We start from the raw sequence: 11045 nt of genomic DNA, 5'->3' as shown, positions 1-11045 counted from the left end.
GAGCGGGCGTGGGCGCGGGCCAGGGCGGTGCCGGTCAGCCCGGCGCGCGGGCCCTGACGCCCGGCGGCGGGCGGGAGTTCGGGCCGACGGGACGCCCTGCCCGGTCCGGCCGACGCGCCGCGCGAGACCGACGACCGTGACGAGACGGGCGAGCTGGACAGTAGGGACGACACGGGCGAGCGCGACCTCAGCGACGGATCCACCCTTCCCGGACCCTCGCGTCAGCGGGCCCGTGAGATGTGCCAGAGTTGCCACGTCCGGGCTGTGAGCACGTACCGTACGGGCACGGCAGCCGGGGCGATCGGGGAAGGGGCAGCGGGATTGAGCACGCACGCACAGCATGCGCCGCAGGAAACACGGGCCGTGCCGTCCGTCATGCTGCCGGCCACGCTCGACGAGGCCGTGGCGGCGCTCGAAGCCGTGCCCGCGGCGGTGCCTGTCGCGGGCGGCACCGACCTGATGACAGGCGTGAACTCCGGTCAGCTCCGCCCGGCGGCGCTCGTCGGCCTCGGCCGGATCAGCGAGATCCGCGGCTGGCAGTACCTCGACGGACACGCCCTGCTCGGCGCGGGCCTGACCCTCGCGCGCATGGGCCGTCCCGACTTCGCCGCGCTCATCCCGGCGCTCGCGGCCAGCGCCCGCGCCGCGGGCCCGCCCCAGATCCGCAACGCGGGCACGCTCGGCGGCAACATCGTCAGCGCGGCCCCTACGGGTGACACGCTGCCCGTGCTCGCCGCGCTGGAGGCCACGCTCGTCATCGCGGGGGCCGAGGGCGCCAGGCGCGAGATTCCGGTCAGCCATCTGCTGGCGGGCGTCGAGATGCTGAGCCCGGGCGAGATCGTCGGTTTTGTGCGGGTGCCGCTGCTGCACGCGCCGCAGACCTTCCTGAAGTCCACGGGGCGCACCGGCCCGGCGCGCGCGCTCGCCTCGGTCGCCGTGGTGCTGGACCCGGCGCGGCGCGGGGTGCGCTGCGCGGTCGGCGCCGTCGCGCCGATGCCGCTGCGCCCGCTGGAGGCCGAGCGCTGGATCGCCTCCCTGATCGACTGGGACGGGCAGCGCGGCCTGGCGCGGGAGGCGCTGCACGCCTTCGGCGACTACGTCGCCATGGCCTGCATCCCGGACCCCGCGCCCGCCGAGGAGGGCGGGGAGGCTCCCGCACTTCCGCCCGCGGCGCTGCACTTGCGGCGTACGGTGGCCACATTGGCCCGCCGAGGACTCGGGAGGGCACTCTCATGAGCAACGGTCACGGCAACGGCCACGACGCCGGGTACGGAAACGGCCACGGGCACGGGCACGGTCACGACAACGGTCAGGGCTACGACACGAACGGCCGCGGATACGACACCAACGGCCAGGGTTACGACACCGGTGGCCGGGCCGAAGACGGCGGGCACGGCTACGGGAACGGGCACGGTTACGGGCAGGGCCAGCACCAGGGCCAGGGCGGTGCCGGGACGTACGCGCCGACGCCGATGGTGAGCTGGGGCACCGACTACGACGCCGACGCCACCGGGTTCGTCCAGCTCCCCGCGAACGGCTTCCCCGACGACCCGACGGCCGGTCCGTACGCCGACCCGCTCGCCGCGCCCGGCACAGGACAGGGCGGCTACACCCCGCCCCCGATAGACCCCTCGCCGCACCCCGGCGCGGGCTCCGCCGATCCGGGTGCCGCCGACCTGGGCCCGTCCGGCATGGGTGCGGGCGGCATGGGCGGCGCGGACTACGGCAGCCCGGCGGGTCACGTCGAGTACGCGAACGGCCCCGGTGCGCCCGGCGGTCAGGGCGCCGAGGGCTACGCGGGCGCGCAGTACGCGGGTCCGGGCGCCGAGACGGGCTCCGGCTCCGGCGGGTCGCCGTTGACGTTCGGGGCGACGACGGACCCGGCGGCGACGGGGCACTGGTCGCTGCCGTACCAGCCCTCGCAGCCGTACCAGCAGCAGGCGCCGCAGGCGCAAGAACCGTCGCCGTACCAGCACGAGCAGCAGCAGGCGCAGCCGCACTACGGACAGCAGCCGCACCACGAGCAGCCGGGACAGCCCCAGCAGCCTCAGCAGTCCCAGCAGCCTCAGCAGTCCCAGCAGCCTCGGGCGGAGGCGCACGGGGCCGCGGGTGCGGGCTCCGTGGCCGCGGCCATGGGCCAGGGTGCGGCCGCCGCGCTCGCGGGTTCCCACGAGGCGCGCACGCGCCGCCCGCTCGGCACGGGCGGCGGCACCCCGCCCGAGGGTGTCTCCACCGCTCCGCAGCAGCCGGGCGGCCCCGACCCGTCGCAGCTCGCGGAGGCGCACGCGCGCCGTCAGGTGCGGTACGAGGCGGGACCGGCCGGTGACGACGCCGCAGCCGGGCCCCCGGGGACCGCGCCGCAGCCCATGCCCCCGGCGCAGGACGCGGGTACGGAGGCGGGCGCGGACGGCGCGGGCCAGGAGCAGGGCCAGCGCCCGGCCGAGACGACGGCGCCTGACGCGGCGCCGGACCCGGGTTCCGCTTCCGCTTCGGGTTCCGCTTCGGACCCCGGACCGGATTCCGGTTCCGGCTCGGGGCCTGGCACCGAGGTGGCGCCCGACCCCGGGCACGGCCCCGTCGCCGACCCGTACGCGGCCGTCGGCGCTCCGGGCGCTCCCACCGGGCCCCCCGCTGGACCCGGCATCCCCTGGACCCCCTCCGTACCGACCTCGTCGCCCGCTCCCGCCGTGCCCGAACACGCGGTCGGCGAGGCGTGGTCGAGCGACCCGACCCGCCCGGACGCGCACGGCTACCAGGGCGCCTCGGCCGTGCCCGGTGCCGCGCCCGTGAGCGGCGCGGACTGGGGCGGCGGCGTGCCCGCCCCCGTCCCCGTGCCTGGTGACGAGCAGCCGCCGCATCCGCAGCAGCCGCTTCCCCCGGCCGAAACGGGAACGGAGCCCGGCGCGCCCGTCGGAACGGAACCCTCGGCCCCCTTGGACGCCGAGCGGCACGCCGAGCACCCCGTGACTCCCGTCGAGGAGGGGGCGGCGGACACGTCGTCGGCGGCCCCCGAGGGAGCCCCGGAGCCCGAGGAGTCCGCGCAGGACGCGTCGGACGCACCGGACACGGCGAACACGCCGCCCCAGGAGGCGCCCGTACCCGCGCAGGAAGCGCCCGTCGCGTCCGCCACCGCGCCCGAACCGGAAGCGGCGGAGCAGGACGTACCGGAACCGGAAGCGGCCGTCTCCGAGGTGGAGCAGTCCGCGGCCGCGACCGGCGAGGAGCCCCCCGCGCCGACCGCGCCCACCGCGCCGGAGGAGGACGAGCAGCCCCTCGTCCACGACGCCGTGCCCGCGCTCGACGACGAACACCCGCACACCTCCTACGTCCTCCACGTCAACGGCGTGGACAGGCCCGTCACCGACGCCTGGATCGGCGAGTCGCTCCTCTACGTGCTGCGCGAGCGCCTCGGTCTCGCGGGTGCCAAGGACGGCTGCTCGCAGGGCGAGTGCGGTGCCTGCTCCGTGCAGGTCGACGGGCGCCTCGTCGCCTCCTGCCTGGTGCCCGCCGCGACATCGGCCGGCAGCGAGATCCGTACGGTCGAGGGCCTCGCCACGGACGGCGCACCCTCCGACGTGCAGCGCGCGCTCGCCTGCTCGGGCGCCGTGCAGTGCGGCTTCTGCGTGCCGGGCCTCGCGATGACGGTGCACGACCTGCTGGAGGGCAACCACGCCCCCAGCGAGCTGGAGACCCGCCAGGCGATCAGCGGCAACCTCTGCCGCTGCTCCGGCTACCGCGGGGTGCTGGACGCCGTACGGACGGTCGTGGACGAGCGCGAGGCGAAGGCGGCCAGGGAAGAGGCGGAGGCCCACGACCACGGCCAGGGCCACGGTCAGGACCAGGGCCAGTACGCCGGGCACGGCCACGAGCACGAGCACGGCCCGTACCAGGGCCAGGGAGGCCAGGACGGCCACGGCGGTCCCGCGCCGCAGATCCCCCACCAGGCGGGCCCCGGCACGGGAGGCGCGCACTTCCCCGACGGAGGCGGAGCGTGACACGGCAGGACGCGGGCCGCGCCCGCACGGACGCCCCGGCGACCGGCGCCTACGGCGACACGTACGGCGGCACGTACGTCTCCACGTACAGCGGAGCGCGCACCCGCACCCGCACCCACGGCGGCACACACGGAAGGGCGGCGGCATGACGGACACGGCTGACGGCTTCGGCGCCGCGACGACGGCCACACCGGCCGGGGGCACCCCCACGGGGGGAACGCCCGCCGGAGGCACTCCGCTGCCCTCGGCCTCGCTCGGCGCGGCCCCCGAGGCGCACGGCCTCGGCGCCTCCGTCCCCTCCCTCGACGCCCCGGCCAAGACCGAGGGCACCTTCCCGTACGCGGCCGACCTGTGGGCCGAGGGCCTGCTGTGGGCGGCGATCCTGCGGGCGCCGCACCCGCACGCGCGGATCACCTCGCTCGACGTGTCGGCGGCGGAGTCGATGCCGGGCGTACGGGCCGTCGTCACCCATCTCGACGTCCCCGGGGACGCGAGCCACGGGCGCCGCGTCGCCGACCAGCCCGCGTTCGCGCGGGACATGGTGCGCTACTACGGAGAGCCGATCGCGGCCGTCGCCGCCGACCACCCCGACGCGGCGCGGCTCGCGGCGGCGGCCATCGCCGTCGAGTACGAGGTGCTGGAGGCCGTCACCGACCCGGAGAAGTCCTTCGAGTCGGAGCCCCTCCACCCCGACGGCAATCTCATCCGCCATATCCCGCTCCGCTACGGCGACCCGGACATCACCGGGGAGATCGTGGTCGAGGGCCTGTACCGCATCGGCCGCCAGGACCCGGCGCCCATCGGCGCCGAGGCTGGGCTCGCGGTGCCGCGCCCCGACGGCGGCGTGGAGATCTACACCGCCTCGACCGACCCGCACACCGACCGGAACCTGGCCGCCGCCTGCTTCGGTCTTGCCCCCGAGCAGGTCAAGATCGTCGTGACCGGGGTGCCCGGTGCGATGGGCGACCGCGAGGACACCGGCATGCAGGTGCCGCTCGGGCTGCTCGCGATGAAGACCGGCTGCCCCGTGAAGATGGCGGCCACCCGCGAGGAGTCCTTCCTGGGCCACGCGCACCGGCACCCCACCCTGCTCCGCTACCGCCACCACGCGGACGCCGAGGGCAAACTGCTGAAGGTCGAGGCGCAGATCCTGCTCGACGCGGGCGCCTACGCCGACACCTCGGCCGACGCGCTCGCCGCCGCCGTCTCCTTCGCCGCAGGCCCCTACGTCGTCCCGCACGCGGTGATCGACGGCTGGGCCGTTCGCACGAACAACCCGCCCTCGGGACATGTGCGCGGCGAGGGCGCGATGCAGGTGTGCGCGGCGTACGAGGGCCAGATGGACAAGCTGGCCGCGAAGCTGGGCATGGAACCGGCCGAGCTGCGCATGCGCAACGCGATGGCCACCGGCGACCTCCTGCCCACGGGCCAGACGGTCACCTGCCCCGCGCCCGTCGCCGAACTGCTGCAAGCCGTACGCGACGAGCCGCTGCCGGCGCTGCCCAAGGACGGACCCGAGCGCGACTGGCTGCTGCCCGGCGGCCCGGAGGGCGCGGGCGAGCCTTCGGCGGTGCGCCGGGGCGTCGGCTACGCGCTGGGCATGGTCCACATGCTGGGCGCCGAGGGCGCGGACGAGGTGTCCACGGCCACGGTCAAGGTCAGCGGCTCCGTGGCGACGGTCATGTGCGCCGCCGTCGAGACGGGGCAGGGCTTCTCGACGCTGGCCCGCCAGATCGTCCAGGAGACGCTCGGCATCGACGAGGTGCACGTCGCCTCGGTGGACACCGACCAGCCCCCGGCGGGCGCGGCGGCGCGGGGCCGTCACACCTGGGTCTCGGGCGGCGCGGTGGAACGCGCGGCGAAGATGGTGCGCACGCAGCTCCTCCAGCCCCTTGCGGCGAAGTTCGGGATGTCGACGGAGCTGCTGTCGATCGCCGACGGCAAGATCACGTCGTACGACGGCGTCCTGTCCACCACCGTCGCCGAGGCCCTGGAGGGCAAGGAACTGTGGGCCACGGCCCAGTGCCGCCCCCACCCGACCGAGCCCCTGGACGAGACGGGCCAGGGCGACGCGTTCGTGGGCCTGGCCTTCGCCGCGGTACGGGCCGTCGTGGACGTCGACGTCGAGCTGGGCTCGGTGCGGGTCGTGGAGATGTGCGTGGCGCAGGACGTGGGCCGGGTGCTGAACCCCCGCCAGTTGCGGGCGCGCATCGAGGCGGGCGTCACCCAGGGGGTCGGCGCGGCGCTGACGGAGCACCTGCGCGTCGCGCGCGGCGTCGTGCGGCACCCCGACCTCACGGCGTACGCGCTGCCGACGGCGCTGGACGCGCCGGACATCCGCATCGTCAAGCTGGTCGAGGAACGGGACGTGGTGGCGCCGTTCGGCGCGAAGGCCGCGTCCGCGATCCCGGTCGTCGTCTCCCCGGCCGCGGTCGCTTCCGCGGTCCGCTCGGCCACGGGCCGCCCCGTGAACCGCCTCCCGATCCGGCCCCAGGCGGCCGTGGTCCAGGTCCAGGGGTGACGCTGTCGGCCATCGTCGGGGACGATGGCCGAAAACCTGCCACGTGGCCTGTTGTTGCGGTCCGATAGAGACTGACCGGGCCGGTGGCGGGCTGTCAGTGGCGGTCACTACGGTGGTGATCAACGTGTACGTAGTGACACGTGTGCTGGATGATGTGTGACCGGCTCGCAGCCGGTGAACGGGGAGGATGGACATGGGGGTCCCGGACGACGAGGCGGGCCGCGCCGCCGCGGAAAAAGGACGGCTGCCCGGTACGGCGGGTGCGCTGAAGACCGGGCTCGAATCCCTCCAGGGGTTCAAAAAGCGGGTGGACAGGCTGCTCGACGAACTGAAGGAGTCCGAGGCCGAGCCGACGCGCATCGGCCGGGACCGGATTGCCCCGAACAACCTGGGCACGGGCTTCGGCGAGGCCCACGGCCTCTACACCGCCTACGAGACGGTCCACGACCAGTTGGAGACCCTCTCCCGCCTCCTCTCGGGCCAGATCGACGGCCTGACCATCGCGATGCAGCACTCCCACCGGGGCTACACCGACATCGACCTCGACACGCAGCGCCGCATGTGGCAGATCCAGTCCGACCTCCAGCGCCACTACGACCCGAAACGCGACCCGTACGCGGACAAGGACGAGCCCAAGGGCGGCGAAGGCAAGGGTGACCAGGAGAAGGAGAAGCCCGGTGACCACGGCACTTCCATGTGACATGAGCTTCGTGGCGTGTGCAGGACGAGAAGACGGGAGCACGGGGAGCGATGGGTAGCACCGACGGGGACGGCGGCCTCTCCTGGTTCAATCCGGCCCGCATGATCCAGGACCTGTTCGTGGAGACGGACTTCGAGTCCAAGGGTCACCCGGACATGGAAAAGATGATCGAGAGCGCCGACCCGGACAAGGCCGAGCGGCTCGGTGCCAAGCTCGTCAAGGCCGCCAAGACGATCGAGGAGATCGGCGACGACCTCAAGCGGAGCAAGGACAAGGTCGACTGGGACAGCGAGGGCGGCGATTCGTTCCGCACGTGGGTCATCCAGATGTCCAGCGCGACCCTGAGCCTGGCCGATATGAGCAAGAACTCCGGCGAGAACCTGCGGAACGCGGCGCAGACACTGCGCGAGGTGAAGCGGGACATGCCGAAGTACTCGGCGTCCTCGAAAGCCACCCTCGACGAGTACCTGAAGCACAACCCGGCCGGATTGCTGAGCCTTTCCAGCCGTCAGCCGGACCCGCCCGGGTCGAACAGCGTCCTGGCTGGCCCTTCGCAGTCGTCCGCGTACGACGCGCAGAGCAAGCTCAACGACGACCACGGCGAAGCGGTGCGGCAGATGCGGAAGCTGGCGCAGTCGTACTCGATGTCGTCGATGGTGATGAACGCCTCCGAGCCGCCGACGTTTCCGCCGATTCCGAAAGACATGATGCCGCCGAAGCCTCCGGCGTGGGAGCACGGCTCTGAATCGGCGCCCGGAGGGGGCGGGCCGGGGCAGCGAACGTCCGGTCCTGGAGTGGCTTCCGTCACGAACGGCAGCACGGAATCGCCGACGGCGCCGGTCACCGGGCCCGACCATCAGGTAGGCACGAACATCGACGGGGGCGTCACCGCACCGCACCCTCCGACCACGTCGCCCGTGTCCCCGACGCCGAACGGTCCCAGCAACCCGCCGTCGCCTGTCAGCCCGATGCCCGTTCCGGGTGTGCCGACGCCTTCGCCGCGCTCCCCGTTCGCCAAGCCGGTGACGGGGCCTCCTGGCACGTCGCGGACCGGTCCCGTGACACCCGGGCGTCCCACCGCGCCCAGCACGGGCACGGGGCGCTCCCCGATGACCCCTGGCCAGTCGCGACCCGGCGTTCGTATGCCGGGCGACGGCAATGGGATCTACGGCGGTCGGCCCGGCACCCCGAACAACGGACAGCCGACGCGTGGTCTGCCCCGTGGCACGGTCGTGGGCGGTGAGGCCGGACAGCAGGGGCGTGGCGCGATGGGCGGCAGGCCGGGCGCTCCCGGCATGGGCGGTCCCGGTGGTAACAAGTCCGGTGTTGTCGGCGGGCGTCCTCTCGCCACGCGTCCAGGCGGCACGGTCGGGGGTTCACAGCCTCGCCCCGGTGCGGCCGTGGGACGTCCCTTCACGCCTGGCGGTACGGGGCTCACCCGTGGGCCTGGCGGTCCGCGCAAGCCGGGGGAGCGGCGCGAGGAGAACGGGGAGCGGCCCGATTACCTCGTCGAGGACGAAGAGACGTGGCAGCAGCCGAGGAGCCAGCGGGCTGCCCCTCCGGTTGTCGACTGAACACGCAGGAAGAGAGTCAGAGGAACGCATGGGACGCACGGATCTCCGCTCGGGGCGGCTGAAAAAGGCCGCCGTCGGGTGCCTCGGCGTATTGCTCGTTGGTATGGCCGCGACACCTGCTCATGCGGAGAGCGTGCGGTCCCAGCAGTGGCATCTGGACGCGATGCACGCCGAGGAGATGTGGAAGACCAGTAAGGGCGAGGGCGTCACTGTCGCGGTAATCGACTCAGGTGTCGATGCTTCTCTTCCGGATCTGAAGGGACAGGTCGTCCCTGGCCGGAATTTCGAGAAGGGGTCCGGGGACGGCCGCACGGACAGCCGTGGGCACGGGACCGGAATGGGCGCCTTGATCGCCGGGACAGGCAAAGCGGGGGAGGAGCAAGGGACTTACGGCCTGGCGCCGGAGTCGAAGATCCTCCCTATCCGAATCAGTCAGAACGTCGACGGCCTGGGTAATCAGGCAGAGGTCGAAGAGGCGTTCGCCAAGCGGATTTCGCAGGCTATTCGGTATGCCGCTGATTCCGATGCCAAGGTCATCAACGTCTCCATGGGGGCGGAGGGCGAGTCGGCGGCATTCACCAAGGCGGTGAACTATGCCCTGGCCAAGGGGAAGATCATCTTTGCTGCTGTCGGGAACAGTGGGGACGACCTGAACCAGGTCGAGTATCCAGCGGCGGTACCGGGTGTCATCGGCGTCAGCGCCATCGGCAAGGACAGCCAGGCTACGAGCGAGTCACAGCATGGGTCCCAGGTGGACCTTGCGGCCCCCGGCGACCAGATGATCTACGGGTGCGCCAAGGGCGAGGGCTACTGCAAAGGCCACGGCACCAGCCACGCCACCGCCATCGCCTCCGCCTCCGCCGCGTTGATTTGGGCTGAGCACCCCGACTGGACCGCGAACCAGGTCACCCGTGTTCTGGTGAATACCGCTGGTGGGGCCAAGAGCGGGAAGAAGCGGACCGACTACGTGGGGTACGGGGCCGTGCGGCCCAGGATCGCGCTTGCCGAGCCTGGCGACCCCGGGGACCCGAAGACCAATCCGTTGCCCGGTCCTTACTACGAGGGCGACAAGTCCGGTGGGGCGGAGAAGGACGGGAAGGGTTCCGGGGCGGATCAGGCCGCTGCCGCGTCCGGGGGAGACGGTGGGACGTCCATCGGGCAGTGGATCGGCTATGGGGTCGGGGGAGTGGTCGTCGTCGGGGCGGTGGTCGCGGGCGTTGTGGTCATGCGGCGGCGCGCCTGAGCGGCTGCTACGTCCGCAGGAAGTCCTCCACCGCCTCCACCAGCGCCTCGGGCGCGTCCACCCACGGATAGTGGCCCACTCCGGGCAGGAGGTGGACCCGGGCGTGGGGGAAGGAGGAGGCGACCGCGTCGCCCGCGTGGGTGCCGGTGACCGCGTCGAGGGCGCCCGTGACGACGAGGACGGGCGCCTTCACGGCGCTCAGGCGTTCCAGGAGGGCCAGACGGGTGGGGTCGTCGACGCCCTGCCAGAAGCCCGCGCGGGGGACGGGGTTGAGCTGTTCGCCCTCGGACTCCGCGTGGGCCCGTTGCTCCGCGCCCCACGTGCCGTACGCCATGGGCGCGGCCCGCAGCAGCAGCCGCCGGATCTCGTCGAGGTCGTCGGCGCGCTGGAGGAGCTGGACGGCGACGTACGCCTCCTCCCACCAGTCCTCGTCGGCCGCGCGGGACTCGAAGATCTCGCGGGCGTCGTCCGGGAGTTCGCCCTGGAGGCGTGAGCCGGGGTTCAGCAGGACGAGGTGGCTGAGGGCTTCCGGGTGGCTGGCCGCGTACGCCTGGGCCGTGGCCGTCGCCGCGTCGTGGGCGAGCAGGGCGAAGCGCTCCAGGCCCAGGTGTGTGCGCAGGGCTTCGACGTCCTCGGCCAGGTGCGGGAACGCGTACGCGACGGGGTCGGCCGCAGCGGGGGAAGCGCCCGTGCCCCGCGCGTCCGGGACGATCAGCCGACGGTGTGCGCTGAGTCCGCCGAGGTCGCCCAGGTACTCCGCGTCGCGCGCCGGGCCGCCCGCGAGGCAGACCAGGGCCGGTCGGGTGAGCGCGTCGGGGTGGTCCGAGGTGTCGCCGAGGACGCGGTAGGCGAGTTCGGCTCCGTCGTACGAGGAGAAGTGGGGCATGTCTTCCAGCCTGCCCCACTTGCCCCGAAGGACGCCGTCCGCCATCGGGACGCACGTCGGGACGTAGGCCCAGCGGATGAGGCGATCACCGTCCCCCGACAGGGGCCAACGCGGTTTTCGGCACTT

8 protein-coding genes are annotated in these 11045 nt (G+C 73.4%); 7 read left to right on the top strand and 1 reads right to left on the bottom strand.

Annotated elements, in window-relative coordinates; all coding sequences use genetic code 11:
• Window positions 1–375 precede the first annotated feature (375 nt).
• The 7 genes from ACWGJ2_RS27185 (at window position 376) to mycP (ending at window position 10033) form a co-directional block, all read left to right on the top strand.
• A complete protein-coding gene (locus ACWGJ2_RS27185; RefSeq protein WP_453348874.1) occupies window positions 376–1236 on the top strand; it encodes an FAD binding domain-containing protein in 861 nt (286 codons plus the stop codon).
• A complete protein-coding gene (locus tag ACWGJ2_RS27180) occupies window positions 1233–3995 on the top strand; it encodes a 2Fe-2S iron-sulfur cluster-binding protein (RefSeq protein WP_453348861.1) in 2763 nt (920 codons plus the stop codon). The genes ACWGJ2_RS27185 and ACWGJ2_RS27180 overlap by 4 nt, the downstream gene beginning before the upstream one ends.
• Window positions 3992–4144 carry a hypothetical protein gene (locus ACWGJ2_RS27175; protein ID WP_453348860.1) on the top strand — a complete coding sequence of 51 codons (153 nt, stop codon included), beginning with the start codon at window positions 3992–3994 and terminating at the stop codon, window positions 4142–4144. The genes ACWGJ2_RS27180 and ACWGJ2_RS27175 overlap by 4 nt, the downstream gene beginning before the upstream one ends.
• Complete coding sequence (locus tag ACWGJ2_RS27170; protein WP_453348859.1) at window positions 4141–6516, top strand: xanthine dehydrogenase family protein molybdopterin-binding subunit; 2376 nt, start codon at window positions 4141–4143, stop codon at window positions 6514–6516. The genes ACWGJ2_RS27175 and ACWGJ2_RS27170 overlap by 4 nt, the downstream gene beginning before the upstream one ends.
• Before the next feature lie 193 nt (window positions 6517–6709).
• Window positions 6710–7216, top strand: coding sequence for a hypothetical protein (locus ACWGJ2_RS27165; protein WP_453348858.1), 507 nt, complete (start codon window positions 6710–6712; stop codon window positions 7214–7216).
• 50 nt (window positions 7217–7266) lie between these two features.
• Window positions 7267–8790, top strand: a complete 1524-nt coding sequence (locus ACWGJ2_RS27160) for a hypothetical protein (RefSeq protein ID WP_453348857.1) — start codon at window positions 7267–7269, stop codon at window positions 8788–8790.
• A gap of 28 nt (window positions 8791–8818) precedes the next feature.
• On the top strand, window positions 8819–10033 hold the full coding sequence (gene mycP / locus ACWGJ2_RS27155) for a type VII secretion-associated serine protease mycosin (protein ID WP_453348856.1): 1215 nt from the start codon (window positions 8819–8821) through the stop codon (window positions 10031–10033).
• A 7-nt stretch (window positions 10034–10040) separates the two neighbouring features.
• On the opposite strand, the gene ACWGJ2_RS27150 is transcribed toward mycP, so the two are convergent.
• A complete protein-coding gene (locus tag ACWGJ2_RS27150) occupies window positions 10041–10919 on the bottom strand; it encodes an alpha/beta fold hydrolase (protein WP_453348855.1) in 879 nt (292 codons plus the stop codon).
• Window positions 10920–11045: the final 126 nt, after the last annotated feature.

This window comes from Streptomyces sp. NPDC054796, assembly GCF_053611545.1.
Note: the sequence above shows the minus strand (reverse complement) of the source record. Positions and strands in the feature narration are given on the sequence as shown.

Bases quoted from the DNA above. Each gene is read 5' to 3' on its own strand.
- ACWGJ2_RS27185 (WP_453348874.1), top strand. From the start codon at position 376: ATGCTGCCGGCCACGCTCGACGAGGCCGTGGCGGCGCTCGAAGCCGTG.
- ACWGJ2_RS27180 (WP_453348861.1), top strand. From the start codon at position 1,233: ATGAGCAACGGTCACGGCAACGGCCACGACGCCGGGTACGGAAACGGC.
- ACWGJ2_RS27170 (WP_453348859.1), top strand. From the start codon at position 4,141: ATGACGGACACGGCTGACGGCTTCGGCGCCGCGACGACGGCCACACCG.
- ACWGJ2_RS27165 (WP_453348858.1), top strand. From the start codon at position 6,710: ATGGGGGTCCCGGACGACGAGGCGGGCCGCGCCGCCGCGGAAAAAGGA.
- ACWGJ2_RS27160 (WP_453348857.1), top strand. From the start codon at position 7,267: ATGGGTAGCACCGACGGGGACGGCGGCCTCTCCTGGTTCAATCCGGCC.
- mycP (WP_453348856.1), top strand. From the start codon at position 8,819: ATGGGACGCACGGATCTCCGCTCGGGGCGGCTGAAAAAGGCCGCCGTC.
- ACWGJ2_RS27150 (WP_453348855.1), bottom strand. From the start codon at position 10,919: ATGCCCCACTTCTCCTCGTACGACGGAGCCGAACTCGCCTACCGCGTC.